This is a genomic window from uncultured Stenotrophomonas sp. (genome assembly GCF_913778665.1).
Lineage (GTDB): Bacteria > Pseudomonadota > Gammaproteobacteria > Xanthomonadales > Xanthomonadaceae > Stenotrophomonas.
In genome coordinates this window covers 92132-112335 of the sequence record NZ_CAJYVQ010000004.1, presented here as the reverse complement: position 1 = coordinate 112335, position 20204 = coordinate 92132, and the positions used below count along the sequence as shown (strand labels likewise).

The following is a 20204-nucleotide window of genomic DNA, read 5'->3' as shown; positions in this document are numbered from 1 at the left end:
GGCAACGGGCTTCATGGGAGCGTGCTCGGTCATGGCACGGGTTACATGCGGAACACGCCGAAGCGCGTCTGCTGCGGGGCGGCGTTGAGGCTGGCCGACAGCGCGAGCGCCAGCACCCGGCGGGTGTCGGCCGGGTCGATCACGCCGTCGTCCCACAGGCGCGCGCTGGCGTAGTAGGGATGGCCCTGTTGTTCGAACTGCTCGCGGATCGGCGCCTTGAACGCATCTTCCTCTGCCGCCGGCCACTGCCCGCCCTTGGCTTCGATGCCATCGCGCTTGACCGTGGCCAGCACGCTGGCGGCCTGCTCGCCGCCCATCACGCCGATGCGCGCGTTCGGCCACATCCACAGGAAGTTCGGCGAGTACGCGCGGCCGCACATGCCGTAGTTGCCGGCACCGAACGAACCGCCGATGACCACGGTGAACTTGGGCACCTTGGCGCAGGCCACCGCCATCACCAGCTTGGCACCGTCCTTGGCGATGCCGCCCTGTTCGTACTTGCGGCCGACCATGAAGCCGGTGATGTTCTGCAGGAACACCAGCGGGATGTTGCGCTGGGTGCACAGCTCGATGAAGTGCGCGCCCTTCAGTGCCGACTCGGAGAACAGGATGCCGTTGTTGGCGATGATGCCGATCGGGTAGCCGTTCAGATGGGCGAAGCCGGTAACCAGCGTCGCGCCATAGCGCGGCTTGAACTCATCGAAGCGCGAGCCATCGACCAGGCGCGCGATCACTTCGCGCACGTCGTAGGGCTTGCGCGTATCGGCCGGGATCACGCCGTACAGTTCATGCGCCGGCAGCAGCGGTTCTTCGGGCACCTGCACCGCCATCGCTGGCTCCGGCTTGCGCCAGTTGAGTTGCGCGATGATCGCGCGGACCCGTGCCAGTGCCTGCAGGTCATTGTCGGCCATGTGGTCGGCCACGCCGGAAATGCGCGTGTGCACGTCGGCGCCGCCCAGTTCCTCGGCGGTCACCACTTCACCGGTCGCCGCCTTCACCAGCGGCGGCCCGCCGAGGAAGATCGTGCCCTGTTCGCGCACGATTACCGTCTCGTCGCTCATCGCCGGCACATAGGCGCCGCCGGCGGTGCAGCTGCCCATCACGCAGGCGATCTGCGGAATGCCCTGCGCGGAGAGGTTGGCCTGGTTGTAGAAAATGCGGCCGAAATGGTCGCGGTCGGGGAAGACTTCATCCTGCAGTGGCAGGAAGGCGCCACCGGAATCGACCAGGTAGATGCACGGCAGGTGGTTCTGCTCGGCGATCTCCTGCGCGCGCAGGTGCTTCTTCACCGTCATCGGGTAGTAGGTGCCGCCCTTGACCGTGGCGTCGTTGGCCACGATCACGCATTCCACGCCACTGACCCGGCCGATGCCGGCCACCACGCCGGCGGCAGGCACGGCGTCGTCGTACATGCCATGCGCGGCCAGCGGCGCGATTTCCAGGAAGGCGCTGCCGGGGTCGAGCAGGGCGTCGATGCGGTCGCGCACCAGCAGCTTGCCGCGCGCGGTGTGCTTGGCGCGTGCCGCCTCGTTGCCGCCCAGCGCGGTGTGGGCAAGGGTGGCGTGCAGGTCGTCGACCACGGCCTGCATCGCCGCGTGGTTGGCTTCAAAGGTTTCGCTGCCCGGTTGCAGCTGGCTGTTCAGGACGGTCATCGCGGTGGCCTTACAGGGTGCGCTGGAACAGTTCGCGGCCGATCAGCATGCGGCGGATCTCCGAGGTGCCGGCGCCGATTTCATACAGCTTGGCATCGCGCCACAAGCGGCCGGTCGGGTATTCGTTGATGTAGCCGTTGCCGCCCAGGATCTGGATCGCCTGGCCGGTCAGCCAGGTGGCCTTCTCGGCGGCGTACAGGATGGCACCGGCGGCGTCCTGGCGGGTGGTGCGGCCCTGGTCGCAGGCGCGCGCCACGGCATAGACATAGGCGCGGCAGGCGCCCAGGCCGACGTACATGTCGGCGATCTTGGCCTGGATCAGCTGGAAGCTGCCGATCGCCTCGCCGAACTGGTGGCGCTCGTGCACGTAAGGCATCACCACATCCATCGCCGCCGCCATCAGGCCCAGCGGGCCGCCGGACAGCACCACGCGCTCATAGTCCAGGCCGGACATCAGCACCCGCACGCCACCGCCGACCTGGCCCAGCACGTTTTCTTCCGGCACTTCGCAATCCTGGAACACCAGCTCGCAGGTGGGCGAGGAACGCATGCCCAGCTTGTCCAGCTTCTGCGCGGTGGAGAAGCCCTTCATGCCCTTCTCGACCAGGAAGGCGGTGATGCCCTTGGCGCCGGCGTCCACGTCGGTCTTTGCATAGACCACCAGTACGTCAGCATCCGGGCCGTTGGTGATCCACATCTTGTTGCCATTGAGCACATAGCGGTCGCCGCGCTTGTCCGCGCGCAGCTTCATCGACACCACGTCCGAACCGGCGCCCGGTTCGCTCATCGCCAGCGCACCGACCTTGGCGCCGCTGCACAGGTCGGGCAGGAAGCGCTGCTTCTGTTCCTCGTTGCCGTTCTTGCGCAGCTGGTTCACGCACAGGTTGGAATGCGCGCCATAGGACAGGCCGATGCCACCGGAGGCGCGCGAGATTTCTTCCATCGCCACCACGTGGGCCAGGTAGCCCATGCCGGTACCGCCGTATGCTTCCTCCACGGTGAGGCCGAGCAGGCCCTGTTCGCCCAGCTTGGGCCACAGGGTCAGCGGGAACTGGTTGGTGGCATCGGCCTCGGCGGCCAGCGGTGCGACCTCGGCGGCGGCAAAATGGGCCACGCTCTGGCGCAGCAGGTCGATCTCCTCACCGAGATCGAAGTTCAGGGATGGCACGTGCATTGCGGTGGCTCCACGGCGGGACTGCAGGGAATGGACGCACCCGGCGGGGGAGTGGGCGACGGTTTCCAGGACCGCCACCCACACGGGCGATGGCCCCAGCGTAGCGGGGTTCGGGAAAGAAGTGAATACAAATTCAAAAATTGAAAATAGAATCAAAACATGGCCTACAAACGCTCTGCACTGATGGAAGAACGACTGGCCGGGGCCCGGGAACGGATTCTGCTGGCCACCCGTGAGCTGGTCGCCGCCGGCGGCTGGCGCAACGCCCCGGTGACCGCGGTGGCGACCCAGGCGGGGGTGTCCACCGGCCTGATCTACCGCCACTTCCCGTCCAAGGCCGAGCTGTTCGTGGAAGTGCTCAACGCCGCCGTGGCCCACGAAGTGGCGATCATGGAGCGCATCGCCAGCGGCCCGGAGGTCGCCAGCGAGCGGTTGCGGCTGGCGATCACCGCCTTCGTCCGCCGCGCGCTGGCCGGGCCGGGGCTGGCCCATGCCTTCATCGTTGAACCGGTCGACCCGGACGTGGAGGCCGAGCGCATGCGCGGTCGTCGCGCGTTCGGCGATGTGTTCCTGCGCCTGGTGGAAGAGGGCGTGGCGGCTGGTGAGCTGCCGGCGCAGGACGCGCACGTCGCCGCCGCCTGCCTGGTCGGTGCCTTTACCGAGGCGATGGTCGGCCCCACCGCACCCAGCCGTGAAGCGCACCGCGACGAGGACGCGCTGGTCGACGCGATCTGCAGCTTCTGCCTGCGCGCGATCGGCGCCCGGTAATCCGGTCGAGCCGGCCGCTGGCCGGCTACTGTTGCCGGGGTCGGATCCCTTTTGCACGGCAAAAGGAATCTGACCCCCAGCCCCGGCATGCTGCGCCGCATCAGCATCGACGCCTGTTGTCGCACGCGAAGCGCGTTCTATACTCGGCCCATCACGCAGTCGCTCAGCCGTGGTCCAACGACTATCAGCCAGGGGTAACGAAGAGTGCGGAATTACGATCTGGAGTTCCTGAAACGCTTCTCCATGGTGATCGCGCTGCTGGCGACCATCACCCTCGGCCTGATCCTCCTTGCCGCCTACATCCACACCCGGATTCCGCCCGAGGTATCGCCGACCGCGGTCAAACGCACCGAACAGCGCATTTCGCCCACCGGCGCGGTGTACGCCGGCAGCACGGGCGCCGCCGCGCAGGCTGCGGCCAAGGCCGCCGCACTGGCCAAGGCCGCTTCCCAGGTCGCCTACGGCGGCACCAAGGACGGCAAGGTCATCTTCGACAACCTGTGTACTGCCTGCCACACCACGGGTGTGGGCATGGCACCAACGCTGGACCACGCGCACTGGGACAAGCGCATCGCGCAGGGCAAGGACACCCTCTACAAGCACGCCATCGAGGGCTATACCGGCCCTGACGGCGGCATCATGCCGCCCAAGGGCGGCAACCCGGCGCTGACCGAAGAGCAGATCCACGCCACCGTGGACTGGATGCTGGGCAACCTGAAGTAGAAGTAGTGCTGGCCAGCGGCCGGCACTACCCGGCTTTGCCCACCAAGGCCTGATCGCTCATATGCCCCCGCCAGCAAGCGGGATTTCGCATTTCAGGGTTAGTCTGTGCGGCCTCTTCCCTGGAATTGCCTGTCGATGCGCCGCCGTTCCCTTGCCCTTGCCTTGTCCCTGCTGCTGCCGGCCAGCGCCTTCGCCCAGGCCCAGCCGCAGGCCGCACCGGCCCCGGCAACGCCTGCCGCGCGCACCGGCGCCACCGTGGTGCTGACCGCCGCACCGGCCGACTGGCGCGCATTGGACGGCCAGCGCGTGCGTATCGCCGCACCGCTTACCCTCGCCGGTACCGATGGCCTGGAGCGTTTCGGCCAGCTCACCGTGGCCTTCGATGGCCGCCTCTGGCAGCCCACCGAAGTGGCCGCGCCGGGCACTGCCGGCTACGAGCAGGTGATGGCCGACAACCAGCGTCGCCGCCTGGTGCTGGACGACGGCAGCGATGCCCGTGACCCGGCCAGCGTGCCGTACCTGCCGGGCACCCCGGTGCTGCGCACCGGCATGCAGCTGCGCAACGTGGAGGGTGTGGTGCACGTGGACGCGCAGGGGCGCCCGCGCCTGCAGGTCGAAGGTGTGCTGAAGCTGCCGGAGCTGAAGCGCCCGGCGGTGCCGACGGTGCCGGGCAGCCTGCACGTGGCCGCCTTCAACCTGGAGAACTTCTTCAACGGCGACGGCCAGGGCGGTGGCTTCCCGACCCTGCGTGGTGCGCGCACCCTGGACGAGCACAAGGCCCAGGTGGCCAAGCTGGTCACCACGATCAACGCGCTGGGCGCCGACGTCGCCGCGCTGATGGAGCTGGAAAACGATGGCTACGGCCCGCAGTCGGCCATCGCCGAGCTGGTCGATGCGCTCAATCGCGACCGTGGTGCGCAGGGCGACTGGCGCTTCGTCGATGCCGGCAACGGCCCCGGCGAGAATCCGATCCGGGTCGGCATCATCTACCGCAGCAGCCGCCTGCAGCCGCTGGGCACGCCAGCAACGCTGACCGGCGGCCCGTTCGTCGAGCACAGCCGCGTGCCGCTGGCGCAGGCCTTCCAGGGCAAGCAGGGCGCGCCGTTCGTGGTGGTGGCCAACCACTTCAAGTCGAAGGGCTGCCGCGACGCGGCCGGTGCCGACGCCGACCACAACGACAACCAGGGCTGCTGGAATGCCACCCGCGTGACCTCGGCGCAGCAGCTGCATGCCTGGCTGCAGACCGATCCGACCGGGACCGGCGCCAAGGATGCGGTGCTGCTGGGTGATTTCAACGCCTACGCGATGGAAGACCCGATCCGCGCTCTGCATTGCCTGGGCTGGCAGGACGCGTTCAAGGTCGCCAGGGTCGAGCATCCCTACAGCTATGTCTACAACGGCTACACCGGCCGTCTTGACCACGCGCTGCTGAGCCCGGGCATGGCCAAGCGCCTGCGCGGTGCCGCCGAGTGGCACAGCAACGCCGACGAGCAGGATGCCAGCGGCTACCAGGGCCGCAACGTGCAGGGCCCGTGGCGCAGTTCCGACCACGACCCGCTGCTGCTGGGCTTCGACAAATAACCCACCGGCTGGGCATCCGCTTGGGTGTGGCGCACACATGGGGCGCCACTGATCCTGCTGTTGCTTTTGATCTTCCAGTCCGCCTTCAAGCGAGCCGAGCATCGCAGGTGAATCAGGGGCGAAGAGGCGCCGATGTCTGAGCGTAGCGAGTTCGGCGCCGCCCCCTGATTCACCGAGAAGCGCAGGGTACCGGTGCACAGCACCGGCTCGCGATTGGCGGAGCGTTTCTTTGGTTACTTTCTTTGCGCGCAAAGAAAGTGACACCTCTCCGGAGTTGCGGAAACAATTTGCCAGGGATGGCCCGGCACCACCGATACCTCACCCCCAGGCGATCAACCCGATCGCCAGCACCGCCAGCGCCAGGCCGGCGCGGTTCCACTTCGTGGTCGCCTCGCCGAAGGCGAACACGCCCACCAGCGCACCCAGCACCACCACGCCGATGTTCATGCCGGCAAACACGGTCGCTGGGCTGTCCGGCATCGACTGGTGCGCATGCACGTAGAAGAGAATGTTGCCGCCGTTGAGCAGGCCCAGCAGCGCACCGGCGCCGAGATTGCGCCAGGCCAGCCGGGTGCGGCCGCTGGCGTGCCGCCACAGCTGCAGCGCCAGCATCAGCACGAACGCCACGCTGAAGCTGGCCAGCAGCGCCGCCATCGACGGCGTGCCGGACAGCGCCACCTGCTTGAGCAGCACGTCCACCACTGCGAACCCGCCCCACACGCCCAGCAGCCAGCCCCATCCGGCGGGCGAGGCGGCCACCGCCGGGCCACGCGGGCGCAGGGTGATCGCCACCATCGCCAGCAGGCCCAGGCCGAGTCCTACCAGTTTCCACGTGCTGGCAGTCTGGCCGAAGAACAGGAACGCCGCCGCCAGCGACAGCAGCAGCGACAGGCGCTGCGCCACGTCACTGCGGACGATGCCGGCCACTGCCACCGCGCGGCCCAGCACCAGGAAGATCGAAGGCAGCACCACTGCCAGTGCCAGCAATGACAGCCACGGCGCGCGCGGCGCGCGCAGTGCATCCAGCGGCGGCTGCAGCACCACCGCCGTGAGCGTCGCCGCCACCAGATAGTTCCAGGTGACCATCTGCGCGACATCGAGCTGGCGGCGTCCGGCCACCTTCAACAATACCGAAACCAGCACACTGCAGATCACGGCCAGGGACAGGTAGAGCATGGGACGGGCACAGGGCAGGGGCGGGGGACGGTATCATGGTGCCATGCACAAGCCCTCGTTCCCCGTCGCCCCCGGCGAAACCGCCTGCCTCGAACTGGATGGCCCGGCCGGCCCGCTGGAAGTGGTCGTCGACCTGCCCAAGGCCGATATACCGGTGCAGCCGATCGTGGCCATCGTCTGCCATCCGCTGTCCACCGAAGGCGGCACCCTGCACAACAAGGTGGTCACCATGACCGCCACCACCCTGCGAGAGCTGGGCATCGCCACAGTGCGCTTCAACTTCCGCAGCGTTGGCGGTTCGGCTGGTGAATTCGACCACGGCGTGGGCGAGCAGGACGACCTGAAGGCCGTGGCCGCCTGGGTGCAGGCGCAGCGCCCCGACGACCGCCTGTGGCTGGCCGGTTTCAGCTTCGGTGCCTTCGTTTCGCTGAAGGCCGCCGCTGAACTGCAGCCGGAAGCGCTGATCTCGATCGCGCCGCCGGCCGGTCGCTGGGACTTCGAGGGCGTTGCACCGCCGGCGCGCTGGCTGGTGATCCAGGGCGAGCAGGACGAGATCGTCGATCCGCAGGCGGTCTACCAGTGGCTGGATACGCTGGCGCTGCCGCATGAGCTGGTGCGCATGCCCGAGACCAGTCATTTCTTCCACCGCAAGCTGATCGACCTGCGCGGTGCGCTGACCCACGGCGTCAAGCACTGGCTGGGCGCGGCGGCATGAGCGCAACCGAGTTGACCCCCTCGCAGCGGTACGCGGAAGGGGTTGCCCGTGGTGATTGGCAGAACGACCCGGCCCAGCACGCGGCGCTGGCCGAACTGGACCGCATCCACCTGGGCCTGCTGGACAGCGCCGAGGACGGTTGGCTGGATCGCCTGTCTTCGTTCTGGAAGAAGCCTGAGCCGGTCAAGGGCCTGTATTTCTGGGGCGGCGTCGGCCGCGGCAAGACCTTCCTGGTCGACCTGTTCTACGACGGGCTGCCGATCAGGCAGAAGTACCGCACCCACTTCCATCGCTTCATGCGCAGCGTCCACGAGCGCCTGCGCGAGCACCAGGGACAGAGCGACCCGCTGGCGAAGATCGCCCAGGAATGGCGCAGCAACCTGCGCGTGCTGGTACTGGACGAGTTCTTCGTCACCGACATCGGCGATGCCATGCTGCTGGCGCGGTTGCTGGAACGGCTGTTCGCCGAGGGCGTGACCCTGGTCACAACCTCCAACACGGCGGTGGAGAACCTGTACCTCAACGGCCTGCAGCGCGAGAGTTTCCTGCCGGCCATCGGCCTGCTGCAGCGCTTCTGCGTCGAGCTGTACGCCGAAGGCACCGAGGACTACCGCATGCGCGCGCTGACGCGCTCGCCGGTGTATCGCGCGCCATTGGCGGCCGACAGCGATGACTGGCTGGCCACGCGCTGGAATGAGCTGAGCGGCGGCCAACCGGCCAAGGCCGGCAACATCGAGATCGAAGGGCGAAAGATTCCGGTACGCGGCCGCGGCAAGAGCATTGCCTGGTTCGATTTCGCCGCGCTGTGCGAGGGCCCGCGCGGGCCCTCGGACTACATCGAGATCGCGCATGAGTTCAACACGGTGTTGCTGGGCGGCATTCCCGCCTTCGATCGCCTGAACGAAGATGCCGCGCGCCGCTTCGTCAACCTGATCGACGAGCTGTACGACCGCCACGTCAACCTGGTGTGCACCGCCAGCACCTCGCCGATCGAGCTGTACACCGGCCAGCGCCTGCAGGGCGCGTTCGAGCGCACCGCCTCGCGCCTGATCGAAATGCAGAGCGCCGAATACCTGGGCACCCCGCACCGGGCGTGAGGGTGATTTGCTGTAGAGCCGAGCCCATGCTCGGCTGCTCTCCCTGCAGCCCTCGCAAAAGCAGCCGAGCGTGGGCTCGGCTCTACAACAGCACGGCGCAGCTATCGGGAGGGGGCCACGGTATTGTCACGTGGCCGCTCATCCGGCCCGGCCGACACATGCAGGCCCGCGCCATCACCGTGCTTTACCCGCACGCTGTCGCCGCGCTCCAGCAGCCGCAGCGGCTGACCCTGGTAGCGTAGCTCCAGCGCGTCGTGGGCATCCGCCAGCGACTGCACCAGCGGGCACAGCGCCATGGCCTTGGCTTCCAGCTGCTGGCTGCGCGCTTCCATGCGGCGGTCGACCTCGGCATCAAGGCGATCGGTGCGGCGCTCCATGGCGCCGGCACGGCCGGTGAACACCTGCCACAGCACGCTGCGGGTCATCGACGTGGCCATCGTCTCGGCCATCTGCTCGATGTGCGCGTCGAAGCCGTCGCCGAAGGTCGCCTGTTCCCAGTAGCCGCGGCCCAGGCTGGCGTCGATCCAGTCCTGCATCTCGCCGCGCATCGCCCGCATCTGGCGGTTGCGGGACTTGCCGGTGATGGCCTCGAAGGCCGCGTCCAGCGCATCGAAGGTGACCCCGGAGACTTCGTGGGCCAGCGCGGTGGCCGCCGGCATCAACTGGCGGGCACCGGCCTCCATCTGCCGCAGGCGGGCGGCGTCGGCGGCGCTGACCGGCACCATCGTGCCGTCCAGGCTCAGCTCGCCGTCGTGGAACACCACTTCATGCGGCGCCTGCGGGCCATGCCGCAGCCAGATGCCACCGCTGTCCACCAGCACGTCGTAGTCGGTATGGATACCGCACTGGTCCGAACGCAGGTCCAGCCCCTCAGCGGCCAGCGCGGGAGCGGCGAACAGGGCAGGCAGCAGGGCCAGCAGGGGCAATCGCAGGTGCATCGGACAATCCGTCTCCGCAAGCGAGAGGCCAGCATCCGCTGCCCACGCGCGGGCGTCACCGGCCGGAAGTCACCCGTCCACCGGATTCCCACCGGCTGCCCACCCTCTATCCACAGGGTTGTCCCTAGCCAGCTTCATCACTGTCATGTGAAGCTGTCATTGTTCCGTTTCCGCGGTGCGTTGTACCACCACGATGATGCGTTTCGGGCTTGACTGCGCAGCCCGTTCCGGCGGGTCTGGAGCGTCTGATCAGGCCGCCGATGGCACGATCCTTGCGGCGCAAGGGATTGCCGAATTTCACTACATTTGGCGTTGACGGCCCCCATTACCCCCACTATCTTGTGGCCGTCGGTCGCAGCAACCCCAATTCCAGGGGCGCAGCAGCACCCTTCCGCGATCGTCGACGGCAGTGGCAGGCGCAGGGTCTCATTCCCTGCGACGCCGTCCTGCCATCCTGGGCCGTCATGTCCCGGGCTGCGTTACCCCGATGCATCGAGCACCCCCAATCACGCCAAGAGGACATACGCCGTGAGCACCGAATCCAGCGCCACCATCGAGAAGGAAAGCGAGTTCCTGTTGACGTCGCCGCCGACGGCCAACGCGATGAGTGTGACCAAGCGCAACGGGACCACCGAGCTGGTGGACCTGAACAAGATCGTGCGCGCGGTGCAGCGTTCCTCTGAAGGCCTGCACGCCGTCGATCCGATGCGCGTGGCTACCCGCACCATTTCCGGCCTGTACAACGGCGCCACCACCCGCGAGCTGGACGAACTGTCCATCCGCACCGCCGCCCTGCTGATCGGTGAAGAGCCGGAGTACGGCCGCCTCGCGGCGCGCCTGCTGGCCAACTACATCGCCAAGGAGGTGTCGGGCCAGGAAATCTACGCCTTCTCGCAGTCGGTCAGCCGTGGCCACGAAGTGGGCCTGATCAACGATCGCCTGCTGAACTTCGTGCAGACCAATGCACGCAAGCTCAACGATGCCATCGACATCTCGCTGGACCTGAACTTCGATTACTTCGGCCTGCGCACGCTGTACGACCGCTACCTGCTGCGCCACCCGCACACCCGCAAGGTGATCGAGACCCCGCAGCAGTTCTTCCTGCGCATCGCCAGCGCGCTGAGCGAGGACGTGTCCGAGACCCTGGCGCTGTACAAGCGCATGGGCAACCTGGACTACCTGCCGTCCAGCCCGACCCTGTTCAACTCCGGCACCACCCACGAACAGCTGTCCTCGTGCTTCCTGCTGGATTCGCCGCAGGACTCGCTGGAGTCGATCTATTCCAAGTACGGCGACATCGCCCAGCTGTCGAAGTTCTCCGGCGGCATCGGCGTCAGCTACACCCGCGTGCGCTCGCGTGGTTCCCTCATCAAGTCGACCAACGGCCATTCCAACGGCATCGTGCCGTGGCTGAAGACCATGGATTCGTCCGTGGCCGCGGTGAACCAGGGCGGCAAGCGCAAGGGCGCGGCCTGCGTCTACCTGGAAACCTGGCACGCCGATATCGAGGACTTCCTCGAACTGCGTGACAACACCGGTGACGAAGCCCGCCGTGCGCACAACCTGAACCTGGCCAACTGGGTGCCGGACCTGTTCATGAAGCGCGTCGAAGCCGACCAGGAATGGTCGCTGTTCGATCCGCGCGTGGTGCCGGAGTTCACCGACCTGTTCGGCGAAGCCTTCGAAGCCGCCTACCTGCAGGCCGAAGCGCAGGGCAAGGCCAACCGCACCATCTCTGCCCGCAAGCTGTACGCCCGCATGATGCGTACGCTGGCCGAGACCGGCAACGGCTGGATGACGTTCAAGGACAAGTGCAACCGCGCCAGCAACCAGACCCTGCGTCCGGGTAACGTGATCCACCTGTCCAACCTGTGCACGGAAATCCTGGAAGTCACCTCCAACGATGAAACCGCGGTGTGCAACCTGGGTTCGATCAACCTGGGCAACCACTTCGACGAGCACAACGAGTTCGACTTCGAGAAGCTGGCCGAGACCGTGCGCCTGGCCGTGCGCCAGCTCGACCGCGTCATCGACCTGAACTTCTACCCGATCGAAACCGCGCGCCGTGCCAACCTGCGCTGGCGTCCGGTCGGCCTGGGCTGCATGGGCCTGCAGGACGTGTTCTTCCGCAAGCGCCTGCCGTTCGACAGCGCCGAAGCCCGCGCGCTGTCGAAGAAGATCGCCGAAGCGATCTACTTCCACGCGCTGGAAACCTCCTGCGAGCTGGCCCAGGAACGCGGCAAGCACCCGTCGTTCAACGACACCCGTGCCGCCAGCGGCGAACTGCAGTTCGACGCCTGGAACGTGGTGCCGGAAGACACCGCGCGCTGGGATGCCCTGCGTGAGCGCATCAAGGAACACGGCCTGCGCAATTCGCTGATGATCGCGATCGCCCCGACCGCGACCATCGCCTCGATCGCCGGCTGCTACGAGTGCGTCGAGCCGCAGGTGTCCAACCTGTTCAAGCGCGAGACCCTGTCCGGTGACTTCCTGCAGGTCAACCGCTACCTGGTGAACGAGCTGAAGAAGCTGGGCCTGTGGACCGCCGACATGCGCGACGCCATCAAGCTGGCCGAAGGTTCCATCGCCGGCGTGGCGCAGATTCCGGAAACGCTGCGCGAGGTCTACCGCACCGCGTGGGAACTGCCGATGCGTTCGCTGATCGACATGGCCGCCGAGCGTGGCGCCTTCATCGACCAGTCGGCCTCGCTCAACCTGTTCATGGAAAGCCCGAACATCGGCGCGATGTCCTCCATGTACATGTACGCCTGGAAGCAGGGCATCAAGACCACCTACTACCTGCGCTCGCGCCCGGCTACCAAGATCGCCAAGACCACGGTGAGCAGCGCGGCCCCGGCCAAGGTGTTCAGCCCGGACGAAGCCATCGCCTGCTCGCTGGAAAACCCGGAAGCCTGCGAGGCCTGCCAGTAAGACGCGCCGTGCCGGCCTTGCCGGCACCTCGCACCTGTAGAGCCGAGCCATGCTCGGCTGCCGCACGGAAACACCAAGGTAGCGCCGGGCCATGCCCGGCGTTTTGACCCGAGAAGACAAGGAAACACCCATGGCCGACAAGCCCAAGCAGATGCTGCTCGATCCCGGTTTTGAACTGACGCTGCGCCCGATGCGCTACCCGCAGTTCTATGACATGTACCGGAACGCGATCAAGAACACCTGGACGGTGGAAGAGATCAACTTCCAGATCGACATCACCGACCTGCACAGCAAAATGTCGCCGGGCGAGCGTCATCTGATCCACCGCCTGGTCGCGTTCTTCGCCACCGGCGACTCGATCGTGTCCAACAACCTGGTGCTGAACCTGTACCAGCACTTGAATGCGCCCGAAGCGCGCATGTACCTGTCGCGCCAGCTGTATGAAGAAGCGCTGCACGTGCAGTTCTACCTGACCCTGCTCGACAACTACCTGCCGGATCCGGAAGAGCGCGCCAAGGCGTTCTCGGCGGTGGAGAACATCGACTCGATCAAGAAGAAGGCCGATTTCTGCTTCAAGTGGATCGACTCGATCCAGAGCCTGACCCGCATCGAGACCCGCGAACAGCGCCGCCAGTTCCTGCTCAACCAGATCTGCTTCGCTGCCTGCATCGAAGGCCTGTTCTTCTTCGCTGCGTTCGCCTACGTGTACTACTTCCGTTCGCGCGGCCTGCTGCCGGGCCTGGCCTCGGGCACCAACTGGGTGTTCCGCGACGAGAGCGCGCACATGGAGTTCGCGTTCGAGTCGGTGCGTGTTGTTCGCGAGGAAGAGCCGGACCTGTTCGACGACGAAATGAAGCAGCAGGTCTACGACATGCTGGCCGAAGCCATCGAATGCGAAGTGCAGTTCGCCGAGGACGTGCTGTCCGGTGGCGTGGCCGGCATCTCGACCCGCGACATGCGCCAGTACCTGCAGCACTGTGCCGACCAGCACTTCGCCAAGCTGGGCATGGAAAAGAAGTACAACGTGCGCAACCCGCTGCCGTTCATGGAACTGCAGGACGTGCAGGAACTGACCAACTTCTTCGAACGCCGCGTCTCGGCCTACCAGGTCGGCGTGCAGGGCGAAGTCGCCTTCGACATGAACTTCTGATCGAAGCGGTCAGGCCTGTCGAAACGAGAAACCCCGGCCGGCGCCGGGGTTTCTTGTTTCTGTCGACTCTACAATTACCGCCGCCCTTCCACCGCCATGCGCACCGCCAGCCCGGCCAGCACCGTGCCCATCAGCCAGCGCTGCACCGCATGCCAGGTCGGGCGCGCGGCCAGGAAACCGGCGATGCTGCCTGCCATCACCGCGATCACCGCGTTGACGCTCACACTGACCGCAATCTGGGTGAAGCCCAGCACCAGCGATTGCATCAGCACGCTGCCATGCCCCTCCGGGTGCAGGAACTGCGGCAGCAGCGACAGGTACATCACCGCAATTTTCGGGTTCAGCAGATTGGTCAGGAAACCCATCGCGAACAGCCGACGCGGGCCGTCCGGCGGCAGGTCGCGTACCGCGAAGGGGGAGCGGCCGCCGGGCTTGAGCGCCTGCCAGGCCAGGTACAGCAGGTACAACGCACCGCCGATGCGTAGCGTGTCGTAGGCGAACGGCACGGTCATCAGCAGGGCGGTGATGCCCAGTGCCGCGCACAGCATGTAGAACACGAAGCCCAGCGCCACCCCGCCCAGTGAGATCAGGCCGGCGCGGCGGCCCTGGCAGATCGAGCGCGACACCAGGTAGATCATGTTTGGCTCGGGCGTGAGCACCATGCCCAGCGATATGAGGGCGAAGGCCAGCAGATCGGAGGTCGCGGGCATGGGCGGTCCTGGCAGGGGGCGTGGCGCAGTGTAGCGCCCCCTGCACGGGGCCTGGCTTAAAATTGCCGGACCCCACACCGAAGCACTCCCATGACCCCGATCCCCGAGACCGTGCCGCCCATCGAAGTGCGCATGGCCGAAATCGTCTTCCCCAATCACACCAACCACCTTGGCACCCTGTTCGGTGGCCAGGCGCTGGCGTGGATGGACAAGGCCGCCTTCCTGGCCGCCGCCCGCTACTCACGCCGCACCGTGGTGACCGCGCGCAGCGACCAGGTCGACTTCAAGCTGCCGATCCGCATCGGCCAGATGGTCGAGACCATCGGCCGCATCGTCGAAGTCGGCCGCAGCTCGATGAAGGTCGAGGTGGAGCTGGTCGCCGAGGACCTGCACAGCGGCGAGCGCAAGCTGTGTACCCGCGGCCACTTCGTGATGATCGCGCTGGACGAGGAAGGCCACCCGATCGCGGTGCCGCCCCTGCCAGCGGCCTGACCCGGCCAACTGACCAGCGCTTGCGAGGGCACCCATGCGCCCCCATCTGGCACCCATGACCCCGCCGCTGACCGACTTCATCGACCGCGCCCAGCGCCTGTTCGTGCTGACCGGCGCCGGCTGCAGCACCGCCTCGGGCATCCCCGATTACCGCGATGCCGACGGCCAGTGGAAGCGCACGCCGCCGGTGACCTACCAGGCCTTCATGGGTGAGGCCGCCACCCGCCAGCGCTACTGGGCGCGCAGCCTGCTGGGCTGGCCGCGCTTCGGCCTGGCCCGTCCCAACGGCACCCACCAGGCGCTGGCGGCACTGGAAGCGCGCGGCAAGCTGCAGGTGCTGCTGACCCAGAACGTGGACGGCCTGCACCAGCGCGCCGGCAGCCACAACGTGATCGACCTGCATGGCCGCCTGGACCTGGTGCGCTGCATGGGCTGCGAGCGCCGAAGCGGCCGCGAGGATTTCCAGCAGCGCCTGCTGGATGCCAATCCGGGCTGGGACGCGCTGGAGGCCGGCATCGCACCCGATGGCGACGCCGACCTGGAGACCGACTTCTCCGCGTTCGTGGTGCCCGATTGCCCAGACTGCGGCGGCCTGCTGAAGCCGGATGTGGTGTTCTTCGGCGAAAACGTGCCGCGCGAGCGGGTGGCGGCGGTGCATGACCACCTGCAGCAGGCCGATGCCGTGCTGGTGGTGGGCTCCTCGCTGATGGTGTATTCCGGCTTCCGCTTCGTGCAGGCCGCGGCCAGGGCAGGGTTGCCGGTAGCGGCACTGAACCGAGGCCGCACCCGCGCCGACGACCTGCTGCAGTTCAAGGATGAACGGGACTGCGCCGAAGCGTTGGCAGGTTTCGCGATCCGTTAGAGTCGACTGTCAGTCGACTCCCGCGCGCAGCGCGGGATGTTCAGCCGCATGGCAGAAAGCAGTCGACTGACAGTCGACTCTACCGATGACGCGCCCCCGCGAAACAGCGATCCATCCACACGGTTGATTCGCAGGCCGTGCGGCGGTGCAATACGCCCCCTCCATCCGCCTGTCCCCCGCATCGCCGTGACCCAGCTGTTTTCGCCGATTTCGTTCGGCCCCCTGACCCTGTCCAACCGCATCGTGATCGCGCCGATGTGCCAGTACTCCGCCGAAGACGGCCGCGCCAGCGACTGGCACGCCATGCACTTGGGCAACCTGGCGCAGTCCGGCGCCGGCCTGCTGATCCTGGAAGCCACCGCGGTCGAACCGCGCGGCCGCATCAGCTGGGCCGACCTGGGCCTGTGGGACGACGGCACCGAAGCCGCACTGGCACAGGTGCTGGCCAGCGTCCGCCGCTGGTCGCCGATGCCGCTGGGCATCCAGCTCGGCCACGCCGGCCGTAAGGCCTCGGTGAACCGTCCGTGGGACGGCGGCGGCCAGCTGCCAGCCGACGATGCCCGTGGCTGGCCCACCGTGGCGCCGTCGCCGCTGCCGTTCCATGCCGCCGATCCGGCGCCGCAGGAACTGGACGAAGCCGGCATCGCCGAGGTCGTCGCCGCCTTCGCCGCCAGCGCGGTGCGCGCCGAGCGCCTGGGTTTCGAGCTGATCGAACTGCACGCCGCGCACGGCTACCTGCTGCACCAGTTCCTGTCGCCGCTGAGCAACCGCCGCACCGATGGCTACGGCGGCTCGCTGCCGAACCGCCTGCGCCTGCTGGTGGAAGTGTTCGATGCAGTGCGTGCGGCGGTGTCCGACAAGGTCGCGGTGGGCGTGCGCATTTCCGCCAGCGACTGGGTCGATGGCGGCTGGGACCTGGTGCAGAGCGAGGCGCTGGCGCAGGTGATGGAAGCGCGTGGCTGCAACTTCCTGCACGTTTCCAGCGGCGGCCTGGACGAGCGCCAGAAGATCACGGTGGGCCCGGGTTACCAGGTGCCGTTCGCGGCAGCGATCAAAGCCAAGGTGCGCATGCCGGTCATCGCCGTGGGCATGATCACCGAACCGGAGCAGGCCGAATCGATCCTGCGTCATCGCCACGCCGATGCGGTGGCCCTGGCGCGCGGCATCCTCTATGACCCGCGTTGGCCATGGCACGCCGCAGCTGCACTGCGCGAGAGCGTGGTACCGGCGCCGCAGTACCTGCGCTGCGAGCCGCGCGACGCGCGTGGCGTGTTCAACGCGCGCTGACGCTCACACCCGCCAGGCCGGCGCCATGCCGGCCTGCAGGTGTTCGAACAGCGCGCGGATCTTGGCGGTGAAGTCGCGGCGGTCGCTGACGCAGAAATAGACCTCCATCGGTTCCGGGCGCCATGCACTGTCCGCGCCAAACACCGTCTGCAGGCGGCCGTCGCGCAGGTAGGGCTCGGCCACGAACGCAGCCAATCGAGTGATGCCGGCACCGGCCGCCGCCAGCGTCGCCAGCGCATCGATGTCATCGCAGACCATGCTCGGCGGCAGCGCTGCATCCAGGCGCTGGCCGTCCTTCAGCAGGCCCCAGCGCAGTGGCCGGCCGTCGGTGGGGAAGCGATGCAGCAACCCGCGATGGCTGCCAAGCTCAGAGGGTTGCTGCGGCGTACCGTGGGCCTGCAGGTACGCGGGTGAGGCGCAGAACACGAACGGCACCCGCGCCAGCTGCCGTGCGACCACGCCATCTTCCAGCTGCGCCCCGATGCGGATGCTGGCATCCACCGCTTCCGGCCCATGTTGCACGGCGCGGTCGCTCAGGCGCAGCTCCAGCTGAAGCTGCGGATAGCGTTGCTGCAGCGAGGGCAGCAACGGCGCCAGCACGTGGCGACCGAATGCGCTGCTGCTGGCGATGCGCAGCGGCCCGGCCGGTTCGACGTCGCCGGCGGTGACCATCGCCTGCGCACGCGCCAGGTCGGCTTCTATGTGGCGCACCTGCGCCAGGTAAAGCGCGCCGGCCTCGCTGAGGGCCAGGTGGCGCGTGCTCCGGTTCAGCAGCCGTACGCCCAGATGCGCCTCCAGCCGGCTGATGTTCTGGCCGACGGCGGTGGCGCTGATGCCAAGCGTGCGGGCCGCGGCGGCAATGCTGCCGGTCTCTGCGGTGCGGGTGAAGCTGCGGATCAGTTGCAACAGGTTCATGACCAACCAGCTTGCCACGGGTGCACCCAAGTATCGCTTGGGACTGAACCAAGCTGTTCGGTTGCATCGGTGATTATCGATCCGGCGGGCGCGGCGCTGCCCTACACTCGGGGGATGCGCCCCGACTCCATCCTCACCCTGTCCTGCCCCGACCGTACCGGCATCGTCTACCGCGTGTCCGGCCTGCTGTTCGACCACGGCTGCAACATCCTCGACGCCCAGCAGTTCGGTGACGAGGAAAGCGGCCGCTTCTTCCTGCGCGTGCATTTCGACCGCGACGCCGGGCTGCCACTGGACACCGTTCACGCGGCGATGGCTGGCTTGGCGGCCGGCTTCGGCATGGACTGGCAGCTGCACGACGGCCGCCGCCGCGCACGCCTGCTGGTGCTGGTCAGCAAGCAGGGGCACTGCCTCAACGATCTGCTGTTCCGCGCCCACAGCGGCCAGCTGAAGGTGGATATCGCCGCGGTGGCCTCCAACCACGTCGATTTCGCGCCGCTGGCCGCGTCCTACCAGGTGCCATTCCACCACCTGCCGGTGAACGCGGAAACGCGCGCGGTGCAGGAACAGCAGATCATCGACCTGGTCGAGCGCGAGCGCATCGACCTGGTGGTGCTGGCGCGTTACATGCAGATTCTGTCGCCCACGCTGTGCCGCGCCCTGGCCGGCCGCGCGATCAACATCCATCACAGCTTCCTGCCCAGCTTCAAGGGCGCGCAGCCGTACCACCAGGCGCACGCGCGCGGGGTCAAGATCATCGGCGCCACCGCGCACTACGTCACCGAAGATCTGGACGAGGGCCCGATCATCGAACAGGACGTGGCCCGCGTGGACCACGCGATGGCACCGCGCGAGCTGGTGCGGCTGGGCAGCGATACCGAGTCGCAGGTGCTGGCGCGTGCGGTGCGCCGCCATGTAGAGCACCGCATCCTGCTCAACGGGCATCGCACGGTGGTGTTCCGCTGAGGGGCCTCGCCTCCACGCAGTTCTCACCGGGCTTTGCGGCTCCGCGCGCTACGGTATCTGTCCTGCAGCAGAGGGAGCACCCGCATGGGCCAGCTCGTTGATGGCGTCTGGCAGGTCGGCACCGCAGGTGCCGCCGGCGAGGATGGACAGTTCCACCGCGAGGAATCCACGTTCCGCCACTGGCTCACAGCCGATGGTGGGCCCGGTCCGCAGGGCCAGCCAGGGCATGCGGCCGCATCCGGGCGCTACCGCCTGTACGTCAGCCTGGCCTGCCCCTGGGCCCACCGTGCCCTGATCATGCGCGCGCTCAAGGGCCTGGAATCATTGCTGCCCGTGTCGGTGGTGCACTGGCACATGGGTGACCAGGGCTGGACGTTCCGGCCAGGGCGCGGCGTGATACCCGACCCGGAACTGCAGGCGGAATACCTGCATCACCTGTACACCGCCGCGAAGCCGGGCATGACCGGCAAGGTGACCGTGCCGGTGCTGTGGGACCGCGAGCAGCGGAGCATCGTCAGCAATGAATCGGCCGATATCCTGCGCATGTTCAATGAGGCCTTTGACGGGTGTGGCGCTTTGCCCGGTGATTACTACCCTGCGGCCCTGCGTGCGGACATCGATGCGATCAACGCGCGCGTCTACGAAGCGGTCAACAATGGCGTCTACAAGGCAGGCTTCGCCAGCACCCAGCAGGCCTACGACGAGGCCGTGGAGCCGCTGTTCGAAACGTTGGATATGCTTGATGCGCGGCTTCAGCAGTCGCCGTGGCTGGTGGGTGGTCGAATGACCGAAGCCGATATCCGCCTGTTCACCACATTGCTGAGGTTCGATGCGGTGTACCACGGCCATTTCAAATGCAATGTGCGGCAGATCGCCAGTTACCCCGGTCTGAACGGGCTGCTGCAGCGGATGCTGGCGATGCCTGCGGTCGCCCGCACGGTGGATGCCCACCACATCACCCACCACTATTACCAGAGCCATCGCCAGTTGAACCCGTCCGGCATCGTCGCGCGGGGGCCGGCATGGCTGAGGGACCTGCCGTCCGCGCAGCTGTGAAGCCGTCAATG

At 67.3% G+C, this 20204-nt stretch carries 18 protein-coding genes; 12 read left to right on the top strand and 6 right to left on the bottom strand.

Annotated elements, in window-relative coordinates:
• Positions 1–41 precede the first annotated feature (41 nt).
• Together QZ853_RS05330 and QZ853_RS05325 are read right to left on the bottom strand one after the other, a co-directional pair.
• Complete coding sequence (locus QZ853_RS05330; RefSeq protein ID WP_295571244.1) at positions 42–1652, bottom strand: carboxyl transferase domain-containing protein; 1611 nt, start codon at positions 1650–1652, stop codon at positions 42–44.
• A gap of 10 nt (positions 1653–1662) precedes the next feature.
• Entirely contained in the window at positions 1663–2826 is a 1164-nt protein-coding gene (locus QZ853_RS05325; protein WP_295571243.1) for an isovaleryl-CoA dehydrogenase, read from the bottom strand.
• Between the two features lie 159 nt (positions 2827–2985).
• Here QZ853_RS05325 and QZ853_RS05320 point away from each other — a divergent pair, with 159 nt between their 5' ends.
• The 3 genes from QZ853_RS05320 to QZ853_RS05310 all read left to right on the top strand — a co-directional run bounded on the left by QZ853_RS05320 (position 2986) and on the right by QZ853_RS05310 (position 5898).
• Positions 2986–3594, top strand: coding sequence for a TetR/AcrR family transcriptional regulator (locus QZ853_RS05320; protein ID WP_286070615.1), 609 nt, complete (start codon positions 2986–2988; stop codon positions 3592–3594).
• A gap of 204 nt (positions 3595–3798) precedes the next feature.
• A complete protein-coding gene (locus tag QZ853_RS05315) occupies positions 3799–4317 on the top strand; it encodes a c-type cytochrome (RefSeq protein ID WP_286070616.1) in 519 nt (172 codons plus the stop codon).
• Positions 4318–4452: 135 nt separating this feature from the next.
• A complete protein-coding gene (locus QZ853_RS05310) occupies positions 4453–5898 on the top strand; it encodes an ExeM/NucH family extracellular endonuclease (protein ID WP_295571242.1) in 1446 nt (481 codons plus the stop codon).
• Positions 5899–6216: 318 nt separating this feature from the next.
• Here QZ853_RS05310 and QZ853_RS05305 read toward each other — a convergent pair whose 3' ends face one another.
• Positions 6217–7074 carry an EamA/RhaT family transporter gene (locus tag QZ853_RS05305; RefSeq protein WP_295571241.1) on the bottom strand — a complete coding sequence of 286 codons (858 nt, stop codon included), beginning with the start codon at positions 7072–7074 and terminating at the stop codon, positions 6217–6219.
• A gap of 43 nt (positions 7075–7117) precedes the next feature.
• Here QZ853_RS05305 and QZ853_RS05300 point away from each other — a divergent pair, with 43 nt between their 5' ends.
• Together QZ853_RS05300 and zapE are read left to right on the top strand one after the other, a co-directional pair.
• Entirely contained in the window at positions 7118–7789 is a 672-nt protein-coding gene (locus QZ853_RS05300; protein ID WP_295571240.1) for a CocE/NonD family hydrolase, read from the top strand.
• On the top strand, positions 7786–8886 hold the full coding sequence (zapE, locus tag QZ853_RS05295) for a cell division protein ZapE (RefSeq protein ID WP_295571239.1): 1101 nt from the start codon (positions 7786–7788) through the stop codon (positions 8884–8886). The genes QZ853_RS05300 and zapE overlap by 4 nt, the downstream gene beginning before the upstream one ends.
• 101 nt (positions 8887–8987) lie before the next feature.
• Here the strand turns inward: zapE and QZ853_RS05290 are convergent, their stop codons facing one another.
• Positions 8988–9824, bottom strand: a complete 837-nt coding sequence (locus QZ853_RS05290; protein ID WP_295571238.1) for a DUF2884 family protein — start codon at positions 9822–9824, stop codon at positions 8988–8990.
• A 528-nt stretch (positions 9825–10352) separates the two neighbouring features.
• Between QZ853_RS05290 and QZ853_RS05285 the strand changes: the two genes are divergently transcribed.
• Positions 10353–12755 carry a ribonucleoside-diphosphate reductase subunit alpha gene (locus tag QZ853_RS05285; protein WP_295571237.1) on the top strand — a complete coding sequence of 801 codons (2403 nt, stop codon included), beginning with the start codon at positions 10353–10355 and terminating at the stop codon, positions 12753–12755.
• Positions 12756–12885: 130 nt separating this feature from the next.
• Entirely contained in the window at positions 12886–13905 is a 1020-nt protein-coding gene (locus QZ853_RS05280) for a ribonucleotide-diphosphate reductase subunit beta (protein ID WP_049429771.1), read from the top strand.
• 74 nt (positions 13906–13979) lie between these two features.
• Here the strand turns inward: QZ853_RS05280 and QZ853_RS05275 are convergent, their stop codons facing one another.
• Entirely contained in the window at positions 13980–14615 is a 636-nt protein-coding gene (locus QZ853_RS05275) for a LysE family translocator (RefSeq protein ID WP_295571236.1), read from the bottom strand.
• Between the two features lie 90 nt (positions 14616–14705).
• Here QZ853_RS05275 and QZ853_RS05270 point away from each other — a divergent pair, with 90 nt between their 5' ends.
• The 3 genes from QZ853_RS05270 (at position 14706) to QZ853_RS05260 (ending at position 17256) form a co-directional block, all read left to right on the top strand.
• Positions 14706–15107 carry an acyl-CoA thioesterase gene (locus QZ853_RS05270; RefSeq protein WP_005407672.1) on the top strand — a complete coding sequence of 134 codons (402 nt, stop codon included), beginning with the start codon at positions 14706–14708 and terminating at the stop codon, positions 15105–15107.
• Between the two features lie 55 nt (positions 15108–15162).
• The gene (locus QZ853_RS05265; protein ID WP_295571474.1) at positions 15163–15969 is read left to right on the top strand and encodes an NAD-dependent protein deacetylase; all 807 of its coding nucleotides are present in this window, start codon (positions 15163–15165) and stop codon (positions 15967–15969) included.
• Between the two features lie 186 nt (positions 15970–16155).
• Positions 16156–17256: an NADH:flavin oxidoreductase/NADH oxidase gene (locus QZ853_RS05260; protein ID WP_295571235.1), complete on the top strand. Its 1101-nt coding sequence runs from the start codon at positions 16156–16158 to the stop codon at positions 17254–17256.
• 3 nt (positions 17257–17259) lie between these two features.
• Here QZ853_RS05260 and QZ853_RS05255 read toward each other — a convergent pair whose 3' ends face one another.
• Positions 17260–18171, bottom strand: coding sequence for a LysR family transcriptional regulator (locus QZ853_RS05255; protein WP_295571234.1), 912 nt, complete (start codon positions 18169–18171; stop codon positions 17260–17262).
• 114 nt (positions 18172–18285) lie between these two features.
• On the opposite strand from QZ853_RS05255, the gene purU reads away from it, so the two are divergent.
• Both purU and QZ853_RS05245 read left to right on the top strand, forming a co-directional pair.
• Entirely contained in the window at positions 18286–19137 is an 852-nt protein-coding gene (gene purU / locus QZ853_RS05250) for a formyltetrahydrofolate deformylase (protein ID WP_295571233.1), read from the top strand.
• Between the two features lie 84 nt (positions 19138–19221).
• A complete protein-coding gene (locus QZ853_RS05245) occupies positions 19222–20193 on the top strand; it encodes a glutathione S-transferase family protein (protein ID WP_295571232.1) in 972 nt (323 codons plus the stop codon).
• The last annotated feature ends 11 nt before the right edge of the window (positions 20194–20204 follow it).